The organism is Streptomyces johnsoniae, assembly GCF_031845565.1.
GTDB lineage: Bacteria > Actinomycetota > Actinomycetes > Streptomycetales > Streptomycetaceae > Streptomyces > Streptomyces johnsoniae.
Genome location: NZ_JAVREV010000014.1, coordinates 162,531 through 184,366 on the forward strand (window position 1 = coordinate 162,531; position 21,836 = coordinate 184,366).

Sequence of the window (21,836 nt, forward strand, 5' to 3'; positions counted from 1 at the left end):
CGTTCCACCCGAGGAGGCTTGGCCCATGTCCGATCCCCTGCTCAGCTATCGCACAGCCACCAGGCCGGCGCCGCTCCAGGCGAGCAGCCCCGGAACCCCCGTCAAGGGCACCATCAACCTCGCGGTCGCCCCTCCCCCCGGCGGACAGGACGTCTACTGCGACCAGATCAAGGTCGCCGTCCCGGCCAACGAGCAGGGCGGCGGCGCGTTCTTCACCGAACAGCCGGTCTTCTCGACGAGCAGCGACAAGTGGATCACCACGACCTTCGCCCAGATAGCCGGACAGGAGCTGGGCCTCGAAGCGGGCACCACGTGGTGGCGCGCCATCTTCCATCCCGTGGCGGAGGAGTACGACCTGATCCGCGACCCCGTGGACTTCGGGCTCAGCGGCACACTCAGCACGTCCACCGGCTCGCTCACCTACCTGATCCTCGAACACTCGGGCACGACGACCGACCGCAGCAGCCACACGAACAAGAAGGCCGAGCTGACCCTCGTGGTCACGGAGCCCGTCTTCTACCTCCAGGGCTTCCTGGCACGCGGCGCCGAGGCCACCGCCCCGCGGACGAAGTTCACCGGCGGCAGCCCTGTCCACCTCTCGTGGGAGAGCAACGGCGCCTTCTTCCGGCTGTACGACGGCGACGGCCACATCGTCCACCAGGGACCCGAGACCTTCTTCACCCTCGAAAACGGCGTCACCAACGACACCACCTTCACCCTTGAGGCGTCCATGTCCCCCGAAACCCAGGGGAACGGCAACGGCTTCGAACCGATCTACCAGTACGCCACCCTCACCGTCACCGTCACCGACCCCACCCTCGACCGGCTGACCGTCTCCGGGGACCTGTCCGCGCGAGCGGGCGTCGAGGTGGCCGGGACGCTGTCGGCGAACGAGGATCTGACCGTCTCCGGACTCCTGTCCGCGCGGGCGCGGGTCGAGGTGGCCGGGACGCTGTCGGCGAACGAGGACCTGACCGTCTCGGGGGTGCTGTCCGCCAACAGCGATCTGAACGTCGCCGGCGACCTGACCGTCGCCGGCGATCTGACCGCCCACGGCAACGTCTCCGCCGTCGACGACGACAAGATCTTCCGCATTCGTGAGCTGCGTGGCCCGTACGGCTCGCACCTGTCCGTCAACAGCTCCGTCGACGTGCTGTCCGGCTGCGACGTCAGCATCCACGACGCCCTCCGTGTCTCCGGTCACCTGGAGCGCGGCGGTAGTACGGTCGTCGCCGACGGGGACCGGATCGGGCTCAACAACACGCATTACCCGGGCTGGCTCTACGCGAGTGCGTACCACGAGGACGGCGACCGCAGGAAGCCGTTCGTGTGGGACCCGGGCAACCGCGTGGTCGAGTCCTACTGGCAGGTGTCGCGCGACTGACCCGCGGGTGGACGCGCCGGGCATGGCAACGCGGTGCGGGCGGCGCGTGCGCCGTCAGGGGGCGGTGCAGCCGGCGCCGCAGGTCGCCAGGCTGCACCATCTGCGGCGTCCGCTCGCGTCGAGGAACAGCCAGCCGCAGTTCTCGCCCGGACAGGCGCGGATCGTGAACCGGCGCGGGTCGGCCAGGAGTTCGCCCGCGGCGCGCGCCGCCGCGTACAGCGGGAGCCGCAGGCCCGCCGCGGGCGTCAGGCGCCAGTGCCCGAGACCGTCCTCGTCGCGCGTGAACGACGAGACGGCCGCGGCCCGTTCCACGACCGCCGCGACCGCGGCGAACGACGCGGCGTCCGCCGGGTCGGTCAGGCACGCGTACAGCCGCGCCCGGAACGCCTGGGCCTCCGCCAGCACGGCGGCGGCCGCCGCCGGCTCGCGCCCCGCCCGCGCCAGCAACTGCGCGACGAGCCGTTCCGCCGCCAGATCGTGGTGCCCGGCCCACACCGCGAGCGTCGCGTAGCGGCGCAGCCACTCCCCGCCCGGCAGCGCCTGGCCGCCCCAGCCCGCGTAGGTGTTGCACAGTTCGAGCGCGGGGTGGCCGCCCGCGCTCCACGGCAGCCACTCCTCGCCGACCCGGACCGCGTACACCGGCGCGGGCGCCTGCGGCTGGTTCAGCTGCGGGTCGCCGCGCAGGATGCGGTCGTGCAACGAGGCCAGCGCGGCGCCCGGTTCGATGCCGAGCCCGTCCACCAGCGCCCGCCGCGTGCCGCGGTACAGCCGCAGCGCCTCTGCCTGCCTGCCGCCGCGGTAGAGCGCGGTCATCTGCGCGGCGACCAGCTGTTCGCGTTCCGGGTGCTCCCCGGCGTGCGGCGCCAGATCCGCGGCGACCCGGTCGTGCCTGCCCATCGCGAGCTGCGCCTCGGCCCGTCGTTCCAGCGCGGACAGCCGCAGTTCCGCCAGCTCGCCGCCGAGACGTTCCCGCAGCACGCCGTCGGCGGTGCCGTCCAGCAGCGGGCCGCGCCACAGGCCGAGCGCCCGGTCGTACAGGTCGGCGCGCGTCCCCGGGTCGCGCGCGGCCCCGGCCTGCCGCACCAGCGCCGTGAACTCGGCCGTGTCGAGGCGATACGTCCCCGGCACGACGCGGTAGCCGTCCTCCCGGGTGGCCAGCTCGGGCCCGCCGAACGGGCGCAGCGCCGCGCGCAGTCGGCCGATGTAGGTGTGCACGGTGCCGCGGGCGTTCGCGGGCGCGCCGCCCGACCACAGCAGGTCGATGAGGTGCCCGGTCGTCACGACGCGCCCCGCGCGCAGCAGCAGCACCGCCAGCAGACACCGCTCCTGGCGCCTGGCCCCCGTCAGGACCTGGCGCCCCTCATGACGTGCCTCGAACGGGCCGAGCAGCCGGAACTCCATGACGCCCGCCAGCGTAGGGCGTGTCACCGGGGGAGGCGCAGCCCGAGCATGGCGACATCGTCATCGTTGTCGGCCGGGCGCACGCGGCTGAGCAGCTCGTCGCACAGACCGGCCAGCGGGCGGCGGGCGAGACTGCCGGCATGCCGCCTCAGCAGGTCCATGCCCTCGTCGAGGGAGTGGCCGCGGGACTCGATCAGTCCGTCCGTGTAGAGCACCAGGGTGGCGCCCGGCGGCAGTTCGGTGACGGCGTCGGTGCGGTCGAGGGCGAGGCCGGTCCCCAGCAGCATGCCCTGCCTGTCCTCCAGGAAGCGGGCCCGCCCGTCGTGCTCGATCAGCAGCGGCGGCGGGTGCCCGGCGTTGCTCCACCGCAGCCGCCACCCCGGGCCCGCCGTGCGCTCCACCCGGGCGAAGATCACGGTGGCCAGCGAGGTGCCGATCACGCGCGCCACGGCCTCGTCGAGGCGGTTGACGATGGCGCTCGGCGGCTCCTGGCGGTCCCAGGCGTAGGCGCGCAGCATGTTGCACACCTGCGCCATCCCGGCCGCGGCGTCGAGGTCGTGGCCGACGACGTCGCCGATCACCAGGGCCGGCGTCTCGTCGGCGAGGAGGAACGCGTCGTACCAGTCGCCGCCGACCTGCGAGGCGTCGAGGGCGGGTACGTAGCAGGCGCTCATCTCAAGACCCGCCACGTGCGGCAGTTGCGGCAGGAGATGGCGCTGCATGGTCTCGGCGACGCGTCGCTGGCGTTCGTACAGGCGTGCGTTGTCCAGGGCGAGCCCGGCCCGGCGGGCGATGTCCTCGACCAGCAGGAGATCCGCCGTGGTGAAGGAGCCGGGCCGGTCGGAACGCCCCAGGGTCAGGGCGCCGAGCACGTCGCGCACGCCGCGGATCGGCGCGATGCTCGCGGAGTGCATGCCCGTCGCCCGGAACAGCTGCCGCTGGACCACCGCCACGCCGGAGTCCGGGGGGCCCTGGTAGTCCTCCGGGCCCGCGAGGGTCGCGGTCACCCCGCGCAGCGCTCGTGACAGGGGCATGAGGGACGCCTGCGGCACCGGCGGCAGCGGCCCTTCCAGGTCCTCCCGGTGCACCAGCGTGTGCTGCTCGCGGTGCACCACGGCGGCGCGCGACACGTTCCCCTCCTCGGTGAAGAGGTCCACCACGGCCCAGTCCGCCAGCTGGGGGACCACGAGCCGCACCAGCTGCTGCAACGTCTCGCCGGTGTTCAGCGTCGAGGTGAGGGTGGTGGTGGTCTCGGCCAGCAAGGCCAGCCGGTCGACCTCCGGCATCGAATCCGCCGAGGATTCCTGTTGGCTCTCGTCGAGCTCGTGGAAGAACATCACCGCGCCGGTCCGCCCTTCGCCGACCCGGCACGGGGCGACCACCCAGGCCACCGGCATCAGCGAGCCGTCCCCGCGTTCGAACCACTCGTGGTCCCCCTGGGCGGCCCGGCCGGCGAGGAGTACCTGCTTCATCAGGCATCGGGTCCCCGGCACGGGCTCCCCGTTGCGTCCCCGGTGCAGCAGGTCGTGGGCGTCCTGGCCGAGCAGCTCCGCCGGAGCCCGGCCGAGCAGCTGGGCGGCGCGGTCGGTGACCTCGATGATCCGCCCCCGGTCGTCGACCACGTAGCTCCCCAGGTCGGGGAAGTCCGGCAGGTGGCGCAGCCACTCCGCCGCCACGGCCGGGGGGCGCCCGGCAGGCCCGTGGCCGCCCTCGCTGATCATGGCTGCGTCCTCCTCGCGTCCGGGCCGCACGTTCCGCGCTCCTCCTGACAGCAGCTTCCCCCGCTTTGCCGCCGCGGGCCATTGGCCCGTTCCGGAGAGCCGCACCCGGTGGGCCGAACGGGTGACGGTTTTGCCCGGCACGTACCCTTCGGGCGGTGGTGTTCCGGCAGGGAGGGCGCGTTGACGAACGACGGTGACCACGCGGTCCTCAGGGCCGTGCGGCGCATACCCGTGCTGCTGCGGATCGCGGCCGTCGGTCCGGTGGCGGCCGTGGCGGGGCTGCTGCTGTGGGCCGTCTGGGGCGACCCCGGGCAGCGGCTGCGGCTGCTGGCGGGCTGCCTCGGCCTGGCCGCCGCCGCTCTCCTCGTGCTCCTCGGCCACCGGCTGGCCGTCGGCAGGGTCGACCCGGCCGATGCGGCGCGGGCCGTGCTGGACGGTCCCGGCGGCGGCGCGCGGTCGAGCGCGCTGCCCGCCGCGGTGCCGTCCGGCCGCCGCCTGCGGCTGTGGACGGGAGCGGCCACGCTCGCCCTGTCCGGCTGGGGCTTCGGCTTCTTCTTCCTCGCCTGGGGTGATCCGGTGCCGCCCGGGAAGCTCGCGGAGATCCACCGGGCGGGCGGCGTCGTCGCCGACGTGCCGATCACCGGCGTCGCCGACACCGACCTCAACGAGGGGCAGGGCCGCGGGAACCGCAGCCGGTGGATGGACTCCTGGACCCAGACGCTGGAGGTCGAGCTGACCGACGAGGCGGGCCGTGCCGAACGCGTGGACATCAGGACGCGCAGCTCCCACCTCAGGCAGGCGGGCGACACCATCAAGGTCGTCTACGCGCCCTCGGACACCGGGCTCGGCGCCTACATCGGCGACGACTCGCGCGTCTTCACCCGGAGCTTCCACGTCAACTTCGAGGGCTATCAGGCCGATCTGCCCCGGCTGGCCGACGGCCGGACGCTCTCCGGCTACGAGCTGCTGATCTGGGCCGTGCCGTGGGCCCTTCTCTGCGCCCTCATGGCCGGGAGTTGGTTCGGGCTCGGCAACTCCCGGCCGGTGACCGGGCCTTCGGACACCGTCCGGGCGCTGCGCGGCACGTTCACGCGGGGCCGGGTCACGGGGGACGGCGGCAGTATCGCCTTCCACCCGCACGGCCCGGCGCTCGGCAACGTCTCCCCGGCGCTCGACGGCCGCGCGGCCTGGGTGCTGTGGGACGTGGCGAAGGCACGGGAGTACCCCAAGTCCCGGCGCGCGGACGCGGTTGCCGTGCTGGTCCTTGACGACGGCTGGGCGGTGCACGGCGAGGTCCGCTTCGCCCCGGCCGAGGACCCGGCCGCGGCGGGCGTCCCGGCCGGGGAGGCGCGGGCGCGGCCCGAAGAGGCGCGGCGGGTGCGGCCGTGGGCGCCGTGGACGCTGTGGCCGCTGACCGTGTCGTTCGGCGCGCTCGCCTGCTACGCGGTGGTGCTGGTGTGCAGCGGGCTGCTGTTCACCGATGTGCTCTCCGGGTTCCCGCGCTTCCTCGCCGCCCTGGTGGGGGCCTGCTGCCTCTACGCGGCGGCGCGGCGGCACTTCCCGCACCGGCGCGAGCCCTGGCCGCCCTGACGGTCACGGGCGGCCCCGGCGCAGGCGGGGGTCGACCAGGCGGGCGGCCCACAGCACGGTGGTGCGCTGCATCGTGAACGTCTCGCCGGAGGCGAAGTGCAGACGTTTGCCGCCGCGTTGAACGGTGGTGAGGTCGTGGACCGTGAACGACTGGCCGCCGATCATCAGTTGGTCGCCGCGCCTTACCGTGGCGGCGTCGACCTCTATGGCCACGCGGACGCCGGGTGCCGGGCTCATCGGGGGCTCCTCTCCGTCTCGGCCGTCTCTGTGAGGTGGGCGCGGACCGCCTCGGCGAGCTGCGTGGCCTCCCGCAGGAGTTCGGCCGTGCGGGCCGCGGTCGGGTCCGTGTCCGTATCCGTGTCCGTGTCCGCGGTGGGCTCGGGAACGGTCGGGTCCGGCTCTGGTGTGGTCATGGGGTCACCTGCCGATCAGCAAGTATTTTCGGGATGTACCCGCACTGTGACTGGATGGTCACTCAGGATGTAGGGTGAAACCGTGCTTTAGCTCGCGAAGTAAATGCGCTGCGCCCTGAGTTGGCGCAGAGCGCGAGGGAATCGGGAGGTCATCGGGGTGGAGGAGGACATCCCCTCGGGGAGCTTGAGTCCGCTGCACGGCTTCGGGTTCGAGGTCAGGGCGGTGCGTCTGGGGCGGAAGCTGACTCAGAAGCATCTGGCGAAGGGCTCGGGTTACTCCGAGGCGTACGTGAGCAGGGTGGAGAAGGGGCAGTTGGTGCCGAGCGAACGGTTCGCGCGCGGCTGCGATGTCGTCTTCGGCACCCACGGGGTCTTCGAGCGGCTGCGGCGGCGGCTCGAAGAGAGCGATCACCCGCTGTGGTTCGTGCCGTACGTCCAGCTGGAGGAGAAGGCCGAGCGGATACTGGACTTCTCGCCGAGCCTCGTCATGGGACTGCTCCAGACCGAGGACTACGCGCGTGCCATCTTCCGCGCCGCCCACCCGCGTGCCGCGGAGGACGTCATCGAGGGCAAGGTCGCGGCCCGGCTGCGGCGGCGGGAGATCTTCAAGCGGGAGGACCCGCCCGCGCTGTGGGTCGTCCTGCACGAGGCCGCGCTGCGCACCGCGGTCGGCGGTTCGGCCGTCATGGCCGCCCAGCTCGAACAGCTTCTGGGCGCCATGGAGCGGCCGCATGTGGACTTGCAGGTCGTGCGCTTCGCCTCCGGGGCGCCCGACGGGCGGCTGCGGCCGTTCACCCTGCTGGGGATGCCGGACGCCGCCACGCTGCTCTTCCGGGACGCGCCGCACGGCGGCGGCCGTGTCTACGACGCGGCGGCCATGGTGGGTCCGGCGACCGAAATCTATGATCGGCTGCGGGCGCACGCGTCGTCCCCGGACGACTCGGCGGCCTTCGTGAAGTCCCTGTTGAAGGAGTACCGCTCATGAAAGCTGATCAGGTGCCCGGTCTTTCCGCAGCCGAGTGGGTCAAGTCGTCCTACAGCGACGGCGACGGCGGGGAGTGCGTCGAGGTGTCCCCTTCGTTCGCGGGCTCCGGTGCGGTGCCGGTGCGCGACTCCAAGTCCCCCGTCGGCATACTTCTGTTCCGCCCCGGCGGCTGGTCGTCGTTCGTCGACGCCGTCAAGGAGGGGGAGTGGGTCAAGTCCTCCTACAGCGACGGCGACGGCGGGCAGTGCGTGGAGGTGTCCCGTTCGTTCGCCGGGTCGGGTGTGGTGCCGGTGCGTGATTCCAAGTCCCCCGCGGGCGTGCTCGTCTTCCGGGCGGGCGGCTGGTCGTCGTTCGTCGATGCCGTCAAGGAGGGGGAGTGGGGCAAGTCGTCCTACAGCGGTGGCGACGGCGGGCAGTGCGTGGAGGTGTCCCGTTCGTTCGCGGGGGCCGGTGTGGTGCCGGTGCGTGATTCCAAGTCTCCCGCGGGCGTCGTCGTCTTCCCGGCCGGTGGCTGGTCGTCGTTCGTCGACGCCGTCAAGGAGGGCGGGCCGCTCGCCTGAGCGGTGGTGAGTCCGTGGTCAGGACGGCGGGAGACGCTGCGGGGACGATCCGCAGCACCCCACCGTGAGGAGCGCCCCATGCGCCGCACCCTGGTCACCGGACTTTCCCTCGTCACCGCCCTGCTGGGCGCCACCGCGCCCGCAGGTGCGTCTACGGCGGAGGGGGCGGGCTGGGAGCCCGCCCCCTCCGCCCCCTGGGACACCGCCGCGGGCGAACGCTGCGCGTTCCCCGTCCACGGCGAGCCCGTCGTCGACGAGGTGGTCCAACTCGTCCTCGACACGCACCCGGACGGCACGCCGAAGCGCGTGGTGTACCGCGGCGACCTGGTGGTGCGCGTCACCAATACCGAGACCGGCGCCGCCCACGACGCCGACGCGAGCGGCACCGCCGTCGTCGACTACCGCACCGACGGCTCGCAGTTCTGGTCCGTGCTCGGCCCGGTACTGGTCGGCGTCGAGGAGGGCAACCTCGACCGCGGCCTCTACATCGTCGACGGCGTCTACACCCTCGACATCGCCGCCGACGGCTACCGCACCGTGACCATGGCCACCGGCGCCACGGACGACCTCTGCGCCCGCATCGACTAGGTCCTGTCAGGACAGGGCCTAGGCAGTTCGGGCCGGCCCCGGTTCGGGTGCCCGTGTCAGCCGAACGCGGCCAGGAAGCGGTCGCCCAGATCCCCGAGGCGCTCCACGGGCTCGTTCGCGAACACCAGGCGGAGAAAGCCGGCGCCGCTCGGACCCCAGCCGGTCATGGGCGTCGCGGCGACACGGCCGTGCCGGAAGAGCAGGTCGGATGCGGCTTCCGGGGTGAGCCCCATGGCGCTCGTGTCCACGAGCAGGGACCAGCCGCCGTGGGGCCTGATGCAGGGGTAGTCGGCGAGCCGGCGAAGGACGAGATCGCGGCGCTGCTGCCACGTGCGGGTCGCGGAAGCGACGTCGGCGTCCGCGTCCGGGGCGGACAGGGCGGCGGCGACCGCCTCCTGGGCTATGCCGACCTGGCAGACGACGTTCGTCAGCCCCACCAGGTTGACGTCGGCCATGATGCTCGCGGGGCCGACGACCCAGCCCACCCGCCAGCCGATCATGCGCAGTTCCTTGCTGGCGGAGCCCACGGTGATGGTGCGTTCTGCCAGACCGGGGTGCGCGGCGGGGTGGTCGGGGCCGCGCCCGTCGAACCGGATGCGCTCCATCGCGGCGTCGTGGACCACCCAGCAGGGGCGGTCGGCCACTGCCGCCGCCAGTGCCTCCCAGTGGTGGTGGCCGAGGACCGCTCCCGTCGGCATCGCGGGCGACGTCACGAGCACGGCGGCGGTGTCGGGGCCGACGGCGGCGGCAAGCTCGTCGGGGTCGGTCTCCCAGCCCGCCGCGGTGTATGTCGACGGCACGTGGCGGGGCACGCCGTCGGCGAGCCGGATGCGGTTGATCAGCCCGGCGTAGATCGGGTCCGCGATCACGACTTCGCGGCCGGGCTCGACGACGGCGAGCAGGACGTTCAGCACGCCGTTGAGGCCGCCCGCAACGCTCACGCACTCCGTGTCCGGGTCGTATGCCGTGTCGGCGAGTCTGCCGACGTGCCGGGCGGCGGCCTCGCGCAGGGAACGGCGCCCGCGGAAGGGCAGGTAGCTGTTGGCGGCGTCGTCGTCGATCGCGGAGCGCGTGACCTCCAGCGCCACACGCGGCGGCCGGATATCGGTGTCCAGGTTTTCCAGACGCAGCAGGTCCGGATCGCGGACGGCGTCCGCCCTGTCACCCGCCTCGTCCACCCCGATGCCGGGGATGTGCTGGAGCCGTGAGACGGGCATGGGGCCTCCATGGGGTCGGTGCGGGCAGGGGCCTCGGCGTTCCGCGGAGCGTTCCACTTACAGAGCGTTCTGTATATGGAACGCTAGAGAGTGCGCCGCATAGAGTCAAGGCGTCCCGCACCGACCGCGAGCCGAGGGGAGCTTATGGACCTGGCCGGCCAAGTGGGCCGACGTCTCCGCGAACTGCGCACAGAAAGAGGGCTTTCCCTCTCCGAGCTGGCCCGGCGCTCCGGTCTCGGCAAGGCCACGCTCTCCGAGCTGGAGAGCGGTCGGCGCAATCCCACGCTGGAAACCCTCTACGCGCTCACCACCGCACTGCGTACGCACCTCACCGCGGTGCTCGCCCCCGCCACCGAGCACGCCGAGTTCTCCGGCAGCGCGGTGAACGCGGTGCTCCTGGAGCGGTACCAGGACGAGGACGCGACCACGGAAGCGTTCCGGGTACGCATCCGCGCCGGTGCGATCCAGGAGTCGCCGGCGCACCTGCCGGGCACCACCGAGCGCATTGTCGTCCTCGGCGGCACCGCCCGCGTCGGTGCTGTCGGCGCGCCCTCCTTCGTCGGCCCGGGGGAGCACGCGGAGTGGGCCGGCGACGTTCCGCACCTCTACAGCGCCCCGGACGGCGACGTCGACGCCCTCCTGATCGTCCGATACCCCCACCCCGGCCACGCCCGGCGTGATGAAAAGCTCCTTTCCGAACGAGCGGCCAACACCACCGTGGAGAGTGACCATGTACGCGATATCCCTGGGTGACGACGGTGCCGAGCTGCGGCCGCTTGAGCCGTGGCGGGCCGAGGAGTTCCTGGCCCACATCGACCGGGGCCGGGAGTTCATCGGCGCCTACGTCGGTCTCGCGGACGCCGTCGAGGACCTGGCGGCGAGCCGTGCCTTCCTCCTGAGGTACGCGGAGAAGGCCGCCGCCGATGCCGGGCGCATCTACGGCATCTGGGCGGACGGCAAGCTCGTCGGCGGGGTGCTCTTCCGCACGATGGACGTCGCCCAGGGCACCGCCGAGGCGGGCTGCTGGCTGGAGCCGTCCGCCGCGGGCCGCGGCCTGGTGACCCGGGCCGCGCGGGTGATCATCGACTGGGCCGTCGAGGAACGCGGCATCCACCGCGTGGAATGGCTCGTCTCCTCGGCGAACCGGCCCAGCATCGCCGTGGCCCGCCGCCTCGGTATGACGAAGGAGGGCGTGCTGCGGGAAAGCTTCCTCTACCGCGGGAAGCGGCACGACATGGAGGTCTGGTCCGTCCTCGCCCCCGAATGGCGCGCGGCGCACATCAACCCCCGCCCGCTGTCCTAGCGTTCCGCCCGCCGGCCGTCTTCAAGGGAGAGGACTGCCGAGTTGAGGAGGGCACATGACAGGCGTATGGCGGCGGGCCGCCGCGGCGGGTCTTGGCGGGCTGATGCTGGCGGGCGGGACGGCGGCTCCTGCCGCGGCGCTCGGCGCCGCGCCGGGGCAGCGGTGCGTGGCGGCGCCGGAGGCGGTGGCCGTTCAGCCCTACCAGCCGGTCCGGATCTCCGAGTACTGGCTGATGGCGCTGCTTCCCGAGGGCGAGCAGAACGTCATGGTCACCACCGACGCCAGCTTCGAGGAGGTGCTGGCGCACCACCGGAGCACTCCGCCCGCGGGCCTGGCCGCGGACGACACCACGGCCGCGTTCTCCTTCGATCTGGAGACCGGCGTGAGCACGCTGCACGGCGGCCGGTGGCGGACCGACTGCGGGCCGGCCCGGATCACGGCCGAGACGATGCGCGACGGGCGGAGTGTCGAGGTCCGCGACGCCGAGCTGCTGACGCTCGACGGTGAACGCGGCTGGGGAGCGTGCTACTTCGACGGCGGCGTGACCGTGCACGACCGGCTGGTCATCACGGCGTACGACGCCGAGGGGCGGGTCTTCGACCGGGACACATGGCAGTGACCGGAGCGCGGGCGCTGCCGCCGACGGCGACGGCTGCCGATGCGGAAGTGCGGGGGTCGGCCGAGGAGGAGTTCCGGGCGTTCATGACGGTCCGCTGGACCCGACTGCTGCGTACCGCCTACTTCCTGACCGGCAACCACCACGACGCCGAGGACCTGGTGCAGACCGCCCTGGCGAAGGCGTTCGCCAGGTGGCAGCGGGTACGGCAGGCCGACGATCCGGACGCGTACGTGTGGCGCATGCTGATCAACGCCAACGTGGACCGGATGCGGCGCTTCCGGATACCCGAGTGGCTCACCAACCGGTTCCCCGAGCGGCACGCACCCGACGCGAGCGACCAACTCGGGGTGCGCGACGCCCTGCTGGCGGCGCTGGCCCGGCTGTCCGCGCTCCAGCGGGCCGTCGTGGTGCTGCGTTATCTGGAGGACCGCAGCGAGGCGGAGGTGGCCGCGCTGCTCGGCAAACGGGTGGGCACCGTGCGCACCCACAACGCCCGCGCGCTGCGCAGGCTCCGCGGCGACGACGCGCTGCGGGAGAGCGGCGGCGAGGAGGAGAGGACCGGATGACCGGGGCAACGGAGCGGAACGACCCGCGCGACCAGGACACCGCCGCGCGGCTCGGCGAACGGCTGCACGAGCGGGCCCGCCGACTGGAGTTGACGGCCGAACCCCCGGTCGCGGCGGTGCTGCGCCTGGGCCGGCGGGAACGGCGCCGTCGACGCGTCGTGATCAGCGCGGCGGCCGTCACCGCGCTGGTGCTGCCGCTGGGGGCGGCGGGCCTCGGCCTGCTGCCCGTCGACGCCCCCTCGGCCGCGGACTCGGCAGGACCCGCGCTGACGGTGCGGCCCGGGGAACGGCTGGGGATCGGGCACGGTATCCAACTGGCCCTGCTGGGTCCTGGGGAGGTGGCGGTGGGCACCGCCGGGACGATCGACGCGGCCATGGAGTCCGCCGGGCCTCACGAGCTGGAACGTGCCGGTCTCGCCGCCTACGTCCTCCCCGCCGCGATCGAAACCGCCGGGGGCGAGACCGTGCACGCGGGCACCTGGCGGGCGGAGGAGCCGCCCACCGCGCTCACCATCCGCACGGACCAGGGCGAACTGGCGGCGACCCTGGTGACCTTGCCCGGCTCGCCGACCTGGGGCGCCTGGTTCGTCGTGGTGCCGGGCGAGGAGGAGCCCATCCGCGGCGCCACCCTGAAGGCCCAGGACGGCCCCCCGCTGTACTCGACGGACTTCGCCACCGCGGAACCGGTCGACCCCCCGGCGCCGTGAGGCCCCGGGCCCCGGCCGCGCCGGGCTGCCGGGGGAGGTCGAGCTGCTGACCAGCGATCTCTCCCGGCTGGAGATCACGCGGACCCTGCACCGCGCCGGTGTCGATCCGCAGCGGGTGCCCTACCACGTGGGACAAGCGGTGCGGGGGGTGCACCTCATCGACCTGTCCAGCACGGTGTTGGCGCGCGCCATGGCATACCGGACACGCAGGCTCGGCTCACTCAACGCCGTTCACCTGGCGAGCGCCGACCCGTTCCGCGTGGAGCTGGCCCACTTCATCACCTACGACCAGGAGCTGACCAGGGCGGCCGAGGACTTCGGGCTGCCCGTGTGGGGGCCGTCGTAGGGCGGCGTGGCAGGCTGGCGGGCATGACGGAACACCACGCTGCCGCATCGTCCGAGCCCGCCATGTGGCGGCTGCGTAACGACACCTCCGACCTGGCCGAACCGCGGGTGCTGATCCGGGTCTTCCTTGCCCCCGGGGCGCTGGAGGAGAGCGTCGGCTTCTACGAGAAGCTGCAAGGGGTGGCGGCCGACGGCCGTTTCGACTTCGGCGCGCTGCGGCTGGCGACGGTCGGCGGGTTCCTCCTCATCGAGGGCGGTGACGAGGACCTCGCACCGTTCCGTTCCACCACCGGCACGCTGCTCGTCGACGATGTGCGGCCGTACTACGACCGGCTCGTCGCGGCCGGCGCGGAGATCGTCTTCCCGCTCCAGGAAGTGCCCACCGGCGCCGCGTTCAACGCCAGGCACCCGGACGGAACGGTCGTCGAGTACGTGCACCACCGGCCGACCCCGCAAGGCAGATGAGGCCGCGCCCGGTCGAAACCCCGGCCCCGGGCGGGTTTCCTGCGTCGTGAGGGCTCGACACGACACGATCCGGCACACGATCCGGCACGGCCAAGGCCGTCGTCCGGTGGCCACCCTGCCCGGTCGGCGCCGGGAGGGGTGCCGACCGGAGCACGCCGCGTCCGGCCGTAGGTGGGACGCGTGGGCTTTACGAGGGGGCTCTCCTCGGGTAACTCTCCTGCATCGTCTCAACGAGGAGATGGCTGATGCAGAAGCTGACCAGGCGGGCCACCGCGCTGGCCGCGGTGGCGGGTACGGGGCTCGTGCTCGCGGCATGCGGCGGGTCGGATTCCGACGGGGCGGGCGGGGCGGCCGAGTTGACGATTTCCGCCAACGCGGTGTCCGGGGGGAAGAACACCGAGGAGGCCGAGTGGATCGAGGAGTGGGTCATCCCGCGGTTCGAGGCCGCGCAGGCCGAGGCCGGGGTCGAGGTCGACGTCTCCTTCGAGCCGAGCGGCGTGGACGACGAGCAGTTCAAGACGCGCCTCGCCCTCGACCTCCAAGCCGGCTCCGGGCCGGACATCCTCACCCTGGACGGCATCTGGGTCGGCGAGTTCGCCCAGGCCGGGTACGTCGAGCCGCTGCCCGACCTGGACTGGGAGGGCTGGGACCACATACCCGAGGCCGTGGCCGGGCTCGCCGCCTACGACGGTGAGCTGTACGGCATCCCGTGGGGCACCGACGGGCGGGTGCTGTTCTACAACAAGGAGTTGTTCGCGGAGGCGGGGCTGCCCGCCGAGTGGCAGCCCGGCAGCTGGGCGGACATCCTGGACGCGGCCGAGGCGCTGGCCGGTCTTGAGGGCGTCACCCCCCTCCAGCTGAACGCGGGCACCGCGATGGGCGAGGCCACCACCATGCAGGGCGTCCTGCCGCTGCTTGCCGGAACCGGCGAGGAGATCCACGACGGTCAGGACTGGACCGGTGCGAGCCCGGGACTCACCCGCACCCTTCAGCTGTACGAGGACGTCTACGGCGGCGGGCTCGGTGACCCGGTGCTCCAGCAGGAGGCGCAGGGGCGCGACAGGTCGTTCGAGCAGTTCGCCGCGGGCGAGCTCGGCATCCTCGTCGAGGGCGACTACTTCTGGCGCAGCGTCGTCAACCCGGAGGGCGGCACCGCCCCGATGGAGAACCGGGACGACGCCGTCGGCTGGGCGCTGATCCCCGCCGCTGAGCCGGGCGCGGGCGTCGGCGGGCAGGACTTCGTCAGCATGTCGGGCGGCAGCGTGCGGGCCGTCAACCCGGCGAGCGAGGACGCCGAACTGGCGTACGAGCTGCTGACGTTCATGAACTCGGCGGAGGCCATCACCGCGGCGGTCGAGGGCGACGCGCGGATCACCGCCCGCACCGACGTCAACGAGCAGGTGCTCGCGGACGATCCGATGCTGTCGTTCGTCGCCGACGAGGTGCTGCCGCTCACCACCTACCGGCCGCCGCTCGCCGAGTACCCGCAGGTGTCGGTGCTGCTCCAGGAGGCGGCGGGCGCGGTCGCCGCGGGCGACAGCAGCCCGGAGGACGCCGCACGGGACTACGAGGAGGGCCTCGGAGAGGTTGCCGGCGGTGCCGACTGACGCCGCCGGGCTCGGGCGGCGCCGGGCGGCGGCGTTCGTCGCCCCGGCGCTGCTGCTCATCGCCGGGTTCCTCGTCCTCCCCGCCCTGTGGACGGTCTACCTCGGCGCGACCGACTACCGGCTGACCGGACTCGCCGCCGCCGAGCCGGAGTTCACCGGCCTCGACAACGTGCGGCGCGCCCTGGACGAGGAAAGCTTCACCCACTCGCTCGGCCTCACGCTCCAGTTCGTCATCGGCTCCGCCGTGCTCGGCCAGGCCGTGCTCGGCTTCGCCATCGCCTGGCTGCTGCGCGGGCGGCGCGGCGTGCTGCGGCGGCTGGTCGAGGCGCTGGTGCTGCTGGCGTGGATTCTGCCCGGCTCGGTCGTCGCGTTCCTGTGGATCGCGCTGCTCGACCGGAACGACGGCACGCTCAACGGGCTGCTCGGCACGCCCGGCACCGCCTGGCTGGTCGAGCACCCCATGGCCTCGATCATCGTCTTCAACATCTGGCGCGGCACGGCGTTCTCGATGATGCTGTACGCCGCCGCGCTCGGCACCGTCTCGCCGACCCAGCTGGAGACGGCGCGGCTGGCCGGGGCCTCGGGGTGGCAGCAGCTGCGGGACGTGGTGTTCCCCGCGATCCGCGGGCACGTGCTGACCAACCTGCTGCTGATCAGCCTGTGGACGTTCAACGACTTCACCCCGTTCCTCCTGACCGGCGGCGGGCCGTCGGACGAGACCGAGATCATGCCCGTGTTCATCTACAAGACGGCGCTGTTCAACGGCGAACTCGGCTACGGCGCGGCCCTGTCGGTGCTGATGCTGCTGGTCAACCTCGTGATCGCGCTGGTCTACGTGCGGCTGCTGCGGCAGCGCGCCCGGCGGCCGGCCCGGCCATCGGACGCGGCGGAACGGGGGGCCGAACGGTGACACCCGCCCGCGCCGTCCGGGTCGTCGTCCGCTACACGTTCGTGTGCGCCGTCCTCGGCTTCTTCACCCTGCCGCTGCTGTGGCTGGCGTTCGCGCCCTTCGACCGCGACCCGTCCATCTCCGCCTCGCTGCCTCAGTTCACGCTCGACAACTTCCGTGAACTCCTGGACAACGAGCAGGCGCTGCGCTCGCTGCGCAACTCGCTGGTCCTGGCCGCGGGCACCGGCGGCATCGTCGTGACGCTGGCCGCCGCCGCGGCCTACGCGCTCAGCCGCGTGCGGCTGCCGGGCCGCGACGGGCTGCTGTACGCGCTGCTGCTGCTGTCCTCGATCGTCACCGGCACGGCGGCCATGGTGCCGCTGTTCAACCTGGCCTACGAACTCGACCTCATCGACTCGCAGCTCGGCGTCATCCTCGTGCTGTCCGGTGGGCTGCTGCCCAGCGCCATCTTCATCCTCAAGGACTTCGCGGACACCACGCCCCGCTCCTACGAGGAGTCCGCGCGGGTCTTCGGCGCCTCGCCGTTCCAGATCGTCGCCCACATCGTCGTCCCGCTGATCCGGCCCGGCCTGGCCACCATCGCGGTGTGGTCCGTCGCCCAGGTGTGGGGCAACTTCCTGATCCCGTTCCTGCTGCTGCGCTCGCCGGAGAAGTCCCCGGCGGCGGTGGTGATGTACACGTTCTACACCGAGGGCGGGCAGCCGGACCTGGCGCTGATCTCCACCTTCTCCCTGCTCTACTCGCTGCCGGTCGTCGTGATGTTCCTCTTCGTCTCGTCCCGGTACGGATTCCGGTTCCACGGAGGGATCAAGCACTGATGGCTGCGATCGAACTGGCCGCGCTCTCCAAGGTCTACCCCGGCGGGGTCACCGCGCTGGACGCCGTGGATCTGACCATCGCCGACGGGGAGTTCTTCGCCCTGCTCGGCCCCTCCGGCTGCGGTAAGACGACCCTGCTGCGCACCATCGCAGGTCTTGAGGAGGCCACCGGCGGCGCGGTGCGCATCGGGGGCGACGACGTCACGGCGCTGCCGCCGGGGCGGCGGGACGTCGCCATGGTCTTCCAGGACTACGCCCTTTTCCCGCACATGTCCGTCTCCGACAACATCGCCTACCCGCTGCGCATCAAGAAGGTCGCGGGAGCCGAACGGCGCGCGAAAGCGGCCGAGACCGCGGAGGCGCTGGGCCTCGGCGGGCTGCTCGAGCGCCGCCCGGGGCAGCTGTCCGGCGGCCAGCAGCAGCGCGTCGCGCTGGCCCGCGCGATGGCGTACCGGCCGCGGGCGTTCCTGCTGGACGAGCCGCTGTCCAACCTGGACGCGCGGATGCGTCTTGAGGCGCGCACGTTCCTCAAGCGGCTCCAGCGCGAGCTGCGCGTGACCTGCGTGTTCGTGACGCATGACCAGGCGGAGGCGCTGGCGCTCGCCGACCGGATCGCGGTGCTGGACGACGGGCGGGTGCGGCAGATCGGCACCCCGGCCGAGGTGTTCCGGCGGCCGGCCAACACGTTCGTCGCCTCGTTCATCGGCTCCACGCCCATGAACCTGCTGGACGGCGTCGTCACCGGCGACGGCCGCATCGGCGTCGGCGGGGTGCCGCTGCCGGCGGGGGAGCACGGGCTGCCGGACGGGGAACGGGTCACGTTCGCCGTGCGGCCCGAGTACCTGGGGTACGGCACCGAGCCGGTGGCCGGGGCCCTGCCGGGCCGCGTCACCGTCGTGGAGAACCTGGGCAGCGCCCAGCTGGTCACGCTCGACGGGGACGCGGGCTCCGTGCAGGTCGTCGTGGACGAGGACGTCCCGGTCCCCCTCGGGACCACGGGCTACGCGGCCCCGCGGCCCGAACGGGTGCTGCTGTACCGCGGGGACGGCGAACTGGCCGCGCCTCATGGCGTGGAGCGGTAGGTGGTCACCGTGACTCCGTTGTCGAAGATCCGGCGGTCCTCGGGCGCGAAGCGAGTGGGGGAGAAGGCCGTGTCGAGGTTGCGTTTGCACGCTGCGTACGACGTCAAGGCCCGTGCCTCCGCGGCGGTTTCTAGTGGCCTTTGCTCTTGCCTTACCCGTCGGCCGCTGGACCGTCGCCCGACGCATCGTCTTCCTTGCCGGTCCCCACCAAGGCCCTGGACATGACCTCTCCCGGGTCGCGGTCGCCCTCTGGGCATGCAACGCTGTCGCGAATCGTGTGGTCACTGATCCGCAACGCCACAGTGAGTTGGTCATGCAGCTCGTCGGGGAGCTTGCCAGATCCGAGTCCGCACGCGTACACGAGGTCTCGGCAGTCCTGCTGTTGCCGGTCGGTGGCGAGAGCTGTGAACAGGGGATGCGCCAGGTTCTCGCGAGCGGCGTATCCGTCGCCGAGCTTTGCCGTCCGATGGTGCAGTTCGTTGACGACGCGGTGTGCGGCGCCCTCTTCGGCGGTGCCGATGACATCCAAGATCGCCAGACCGAGCCGGGTACCGAAGACCGTCATGCCCCGTTCGGGCTTCAGCTCAGCGTAGGTGCTCACCAAGCGGTCCACGTGATGACGGTCGACGGGTTGTCCGGCGACACGGCAGCACAGTGCGGCGAGGCATGCCGTGACGGCCTGCTCCCACGGTTCGCCGGGTGCGGTGTCCTCAATGAGAGTCCTGGCTCGGTCCACGTCGCTCGTGGCGAGGGCTGCGAGGACGGAGACTTGCCGGCCGTCGAGCATCCGTGTGCCCACGCCGCGGTGCTCCTCGATGTGGGCAAGGGCTTCGGTCCAGCGCCCCTGGGTGGTGAGAGTGCGCGTGCCATCGGCGAGGAGTACCCGCCATAGCCAGGAGCGGACCTCGTGTCGATCTCCCGATGTCGCGGTGAGGTCTGCTGGCACAACGACGTCATCGAACTGGGCGGCCGTTCCCGTGCTGACGGCTTGGTGCAGGCTGAGAAGGCGCTGTCGGCCATCGTCGGTGCGGCCGGCGCGGATCTGAATGCGAGCGAGGTTGACCACGGGTTCCAGTCCACGGATCGCGCTCATGGCGGGCAGCGGGCAGGAGCGGAGGTAGGCCGCGGCGTGCTGATGGCACAGCTCCCGCGCGAGTTCGGGAAGGTTGAGGTCGGACGCGAGGAGAGCCGACTGGTTGTAGACGGCCGAAGCGCGCCCCTGATCGGCCTTGCGCGCTGCGGTGTCAGCCAGATCGACGAGCGCGTGCACGCGCTCAGTCAGTGGCAGGCAGGCGGGGCGGAAGCGTGCAACGAGCGGGAAGCGCTGGGCTATGGGGCCGTGCGGGTCCATTGATCCCCCGGCGGTAGGAGACGAGAGAAGCGATGGCGGCGGTGCCCATCGTGCGTCCTCCGACGGGCACCGCGCGCCTACGTGTTGGGGACGGGGGTCACGGCCAGTCGACGACGATGCGGTTCAGCGCGGTGTCGATGGCGAAGTGGCCGGGCCGCTGCTCGATGGCAGGAGCGTCGAGAGGCTGGATCTCGAAAGAGGCTTCACGCCTGCGGAAGTCGCGGTCCCAGTTGCGGATCAAGTTGGCGACTCCCGCGGCCAGTTCATCGCTGCCGGGCCCGTGGCCGATGACGCCGAACTCCCAGAGCTTGCCGCCCTCAGGCGTGGTCTTCTCCGACAGGCGTCGGGCGAGATAGGTGAGGGCGCCCTTGTCGACGGCCGCGGTGGACGAGGGGTAGGGGTCATCGGTAAGGACGGTTCCCTTGGCTTCCTTCGGGAACAGCATGCGGATCAGGCCGCTGGGCAGGGAGCAGGAGAGGAACAGTTCCATCCATTCCGGGGATTCCATGGCGCGGACCATCATGCCGGTCCATTCCTCGGTGCGTGGCTGGTCGAGGACGTCGGCCAGGGCGTCGGCGTCGATGTGCTGTCCGGCGGGGGCCTGGAGCCGCACGGTGCTGTTCTTGCTGAGCGGGATGATGCGCCGGGCGTCGTCGGCGATACCCCGCCTGAGCGGCATGAAGGTGTTCATCCTGCTGCTGACGCTCGTCCAGCGGCCATCGCGCTGCTCGTATGCGACGGAGCGAGCAACGGTGCCCTTGAGACGCTGAGGAACCAGCAGGCGCCCGCCGGGGGCGAGTTGCTGCGTCCAGGCGTGCGGAACGCCATGTGCGCCGACGGTGGCGATGATCCGGTCGTACGGGGCGCCCTCGGAGTGGCCGAGGGCACCGTCTCGCGTCAGGGCCTCGACATTGGAGAACCCGGCGCTGGTGAGGTGCGCGCGTGCTCCTTCCACGAGGTCCTCATCGACGTCGATGGTGGTGACGTGACCGGTCTCGCCGACCAGGTGGGCGAGCAGAGCGGCGTTGTAGCCAGTGCCAGCGCCGAGTTCGAGGATGCGCTCACCGGGCTGGGCCTCCAGTTGATCCAGCATGAGGGCGACGACGCCGGGCTGGGAGGCGCAGGAGATCGACGTGCCGTCGGTGTCGTACTTGATGTCGACCGGCGCGTTGACATACGCCTTCTCAAGGGGCACGTCGGGCACGAAGAGATGACGGGGCACGGTACGCAGCGCGGTCTCGACAGCGGGCGTGCGGGCGTACCCGGATTCGCGGATCTTGTCGACCAGAACGTTGCGGAGACGTTCGGCGTCGGCCCCGGCGTGGGCGATTGTGTCGGTGTTCACCGCGCTGACGCTATCGGTCGCGGTTGCGGCCTTGGCTGGCGACGCGGTGTCGTCACTCGATCCCATGACTACCTCTCGTGCGATGCGGGAGATGGCGTGCTGGTCGTCTCGGTGGAGACCTGCACGGTTGGCGTGAAAGATCACGTGGTGAGCGATGACGGCTCGCAGACCGCGGGTCAGGCCACCGCTGGCGGCAAGGTAGGCGAGTGTTGTTCCGGCCCGTTCAAAAGCGGCCACCCAGTCGACGTGCCCGTCGAGCGGGCCGTCCTGGCGGCACAGGCTGTGGGCGTCTGTGGTCATCAACGTGCGCATGGCCGGTGCCTGAGCGGCGGACTTCTCAGAGGCCAGCGGTTCGCTCGCGGCCCATCGGAGGTCGGCAACTTTGGCCCAGACGTCGCCCTGCTCGAACCAGTCCAGGCCCGCGGCGCGCATCATCGCGCTGATCAAAAGGACGGCGGTCTCCCGGCGCCCCAGCCGTCCTGGTGCCAGCTGGTACGTGAGCAGGTGACGGCTGTCCTCATGGAACAGATCGTGAGCGGCGTCCATGGCCTGCGCGCCGCCGAACACGGCCGTCTCGGGTTCGTAAATGCCGGGCAGCCACGAGAGGACGGCTCCCTCGCCGACGAGGTCACCGAGCAGTGATTCCACCAGCGGAGATGGTTCGGCGGTGCGGTAGCGCAGCGGCCAAGGCTGTTTGTTCATGAACCACCAGCCGATGACCTGCCCGGCGTCCTCGGCCGCAAGAACGGCGGGGCCGAGTCGTTCGACGATGGCGCGTCTGCCGGTCTTGCGGTCGGCGAAGGTGATGTTGTGCTGATACCAGCAGTCCGGGGGCATTGACAGGTCCTTCGGTTGGCGA

General features: G+C 72.0%; 23 protein-coding genes. 16 read left to right on the plus strand and 7 right to left on the minus strand.

Translation table 11 applies throughout. From position 1 onward, the window contains the following. The first annotated feature begins 25 nt into the window (after positions 1–25). On the plus strand, positions 26–1,384 hold the full coding sequence (locus RM779_RS23765; RefSeq protein WP_311619770.1) for a hypothetical protein: 1,359 nt from the start codon (positions 26–28) through the stop codon (positions 1,382–1,384). Positions 1,385–1,438: 54 nt separating this feature from the next. Here RM779_RS23765 and RM779_RS23770 read toward each other — a convergent pair whose 3' ends face one another. Continuing rightward, on the minus strand, positions 1,439–2,812 hold the full coding sequence (locus RM779_RS23770; protein WP_449657305.1) for a BTAD domain-containing putative transcriptional regulator: 1,374 nt from the start codon (positions 2,810–2,812) through the stop codon (positions 1,439–1,441). After that, positions 2,809–4,506 (minus strand): SpoIIE family protein phosphatase, encoded by a 1,698-nt coding sequence (locus RM779_RS23775; protein WP_311619830.1) that lies wholly within the window; start codon positions 4,504–4,506, stop codon positions 2,809–2,811. The genes RM779_RS23770 and RM779_RS23775 overlap by 4 nt, the downstream gene beginning before the upstream one ends. 180 nt (positions 4,507–4,686) lie before the next feature. On the opposite strand from RM779_RS23775, the gene RM779_RS23780 reads away from it, so the two are divergent. Continuing rightward, complete coding sequence (locus RM779_RS23780; RefSeq protein ID WP_311619771.1) at positions 4,687–6,096, plus strand: hypothetical protein; 1,410 nt, start codon at positions 4,687–4,689, stop codon at positions 6,094–6,096. A 3-nt stretch (positions 6,097–6,099) separates the two neighbouring features. Here the strand turns inward: RM779_RS23780 and RM779_RS23785 are convergent, their stop codons facing one another. Both RM779_RS23785 and RM779_RS23790 read right to left on the minus strand, forming a co-directional pair. Continuing rightward, entirely contained in the window at positions 6,100–6,333 is a 234-nt protein-coding gene (locus tag RM779_RS23785) for a hypothetical protein (protein WP_311619772.1), read from the minus strand. Beyond that, entirely contained in the window at positions 6,330–6,509 is a 180-nt protein-coding gene (locus RM779_RS23790; RefSeq protein ID WP_311619773.1) for a hypothetical protein, read from the minus strand. Before RM779_RS23790 ends, RM779_RS23785 begins: the two co-directional genes overlap by 4 nt. Before the next feature lie 157 nt (positions 6,510–6,666). Between RM779_RS23790 and RM779_RS23795 the strand changes: the two genes are divergently transcribed. The 3 genes from RM779_RS23795 (at position 6,667) to RM779_RS23805 (ending at position 8,642) form a co-directional block, all read left to right on the plus strand. Further along, on the plus strand, positions 6,667–7,494 hold the full coding sequence (locus RM779_RS23795; RefSeq protein ID WP_311619774.1) for a helix-turn-helix domain-containing protein: 828 nt from the start codon (positions 6,667–6,669) through the stop codon (positions 7,492–7,494). Beyond that, positions 7,491–8,054, plus strand: a complete 564-nt coding sequence (locus RM779_RS23800; protein WP_311619775.1) for a DUF397 domain-containing protein — start codon at positions 7,491–7,493, stop codon at positions 8,052–8,054. Before RM779_RS23795 ends, RM779_RS23800 begins: the two co-directional genes overlap by 4 nt. Positions 8,055–8,132: 78 nt before the next feature. Next, positions 8,133–8,642, plus strand: a complete 510-nt coding sequence (locus RM779_RS23805) for a hypothetical protein (protein ID WP_311619776.1) — start codon at positions 8,133–8,135, stop codon at positions 8,640–8,642. 56 nt (positions 8,643–8,698) lie between these two features. Here RM779_RS23805 and RM779_RS23810 read toward each other — a convergent pair whose 3' ends face one another. Beyond that, positions 8,699–9,859 (minus strand): pyridoxal phosphate-dependent aminotransferase, encoded by a 1,161-nt coding sequence (locus RM779_RS23810; protein WP_311619777.1) that lies wholly within the window; start codon positions 9,857–9,859, stop codon positions 8,699–8,701. A gap of 162 nt (positions 9,860–10,021) precedes the next feature. On the opposite strand from RM779_RS23810, the gene RM779_RS23815 reads away from it, so the two are divergent. The 11 genes from RM779_RS23815 to RM779_RS23865 all read left to right on the plus strand — a co-directional run bounded on the left by RM779_RS23815 (position 10,022) and on the right by RM779_RS23865 (position 18,281). Next, positions 10,022–10,612: a helix-turn-helix domain-containing protein gene (locus tag RM779_RS23815; protein ID WP_311619778.1), complete on the plus strand. Its 591-nt coding sequence runs from the start codon at positions 10,022–10,024 to the stop codon at positions 10,610–10,612. Further along, positions 10,590–11,162, plus strand: coding sequence for a GNAT family N-acetyltransferase (locus tag RM779_RS23820; RefSeq protein WP_311619779.1), 573 nt, complete (start codon positions 10,590–10,592; stop codon positions 11,160–11,162). The genes RM779_RS23815 and RM779_RS23820 overlap by 23 nt, the downstream gene beginning before the upstream one ends. 55 nt (positions 11,163–11,217) lie before the next feature. Further along, positions 11,218–11,781, plus strand: a complete 564-nt coding sequence (locus tag RM779_RS23825; RefSeq protein WP_311619780.1) for a hypothetical protein — start codon at positions 11,218–11,220, stop codon at positions 11,779–11,781. Next, positions 11,772–12,347: a SigE family RNA polymerase sigma factor gene (locus tag RM779_RS23830; RefSeq protein ID WP_311619781.1), complete on the plus strand. Its 576-nt coding sequence runs from the start codon at positions 11,772–11,774 to the stop codon at positions 12,345–12,347. Before RM779_RS23825 ends, RM779_RS23830 begins: the two co-directional genes overlap by 10 nt. Next, positions 12,344–13,054 (plus strand): hypothetical protein, encoded by a 711-nt coding sequence (locus tag RM779_RS23835; RefSeq protein WP_311619782.1) that lies wholly within the window; start codon positions 12,344–12,346, stop codon positions 13,052–13,054. The genes RM779_RS23830 and RM779_RS23835 overlap by 4 nt, the downstream gene beginning before the upstream one ends. Before the next feature lie 127 nt (positions 13,055–13,181). Further along, the gene (locus RM779_RS23840) at positions 13,182–13,400 is read left to right on the plus strand and encodes a PIN domain-containing protein (RefSeq protein WP_311619783.1); all 219 of its coding nucleotides are present in this window, start codon (positions 13,182–13,184) and stop codon (positions 13,398–13,400) included. Between the two features lie 23 nt (positions 13,401–13,423). Beyond that, the gene (locus tag RM779_RS23845) at positions 13,424–13,864 is read left to right on the plus strand and encodes a VOC family protein (protein ID WP_311619784.1); all 441 of its coding nucleotides are present in this window, start codon (positions 13,424–13,426) and stop codon (positions 13,862–13,864) included. A 245-nt stretch (positions 13,865–14,109) separates the two neighbouring features. After that, on the plus strand, positions 14,110–15,471 hold the full coding sequence (locus RM779_RS23850; protein ID WP_311619785.1) for an extracellular solute-binding protein: 1,362 nt from the start codon (positions 14,110–14,112) through the stop codon (positions 15,469–15,471). Then, positions 15,461–16,381 (plus strand): carbohydrate ABC transporter permease, encoded by a 921-nt coding sequence (locus RM779_RS23855; RefSeq protein WP_311619786.1) that lies wholly within the window; start codon positions 15,461–15,463, stop codon positions 16,379–16,381. The genes RM779_RS23850 and RM779_RS23855 overlap by 11 nt, the downstream gene beginning before the upstream one ends. After that, positions 16,378–17,199: a carbohydrate ABC transporter permease gene (locus RM779_RS23860; RefSeq protein WP_311619787.1), complete on the plus strand. Its 822-nt coding sequence runs from the start codon at positions 16,378–16,380 to the stop codon at positions 17,197–17,199. Before RM779_RS23855 ends, RM779_RS23860 begins: the two co-directional genes overlap by 4 nt. Next, positions 17,199–18,281: an ABC transporter ATP-binding protein gene (locus RM779_RS23865; protein WP_311619788.1), complete on the plus strand. Its 1,083-nt coding sequence runs from the start codon at positions 17,199–17,201 to the stop codon at positions 18,279–18,281. The genes RM779_RS23860 and RM779_RS23865 overlap by 1 nt, the downstream gene beginning before the upstream one ends. A gap of 151 nt (positions 18,282–18,432) precedes the next feature. Here the strand turns inward: RM779_RS23865 and RM779_RS23870 are convergent, their stop codons facing one another. Together RM779_RS23870 and fxlM are read right to left on the minus strand one after the other, a co-directional pair. Next, a complete protein-coding gene (locus RM779_RS23870; RefSeq protein WP_311619789.1) occupies positions 18,433–19,632 on the minus strand; it encodes a hypothetical protein in 1,200 nt (399 codons plus the stop codon). A 97-nt stretch (positions 19,633–19,729) separates the two neighbouring features. Next, positions 19,730–21,814, minus strand: a complete 2,085-nt coding sequence (gene fxlM / locus RM779_RS23875) for a methyltransferase, FxLD system (protein WP_311619790.1) — start codon at positions 21,812–21,814, stop codon at positions 19,730–19,732. Between the last annotated feature and the right edge of the window lie 22 nt (positions 21,815–21,836).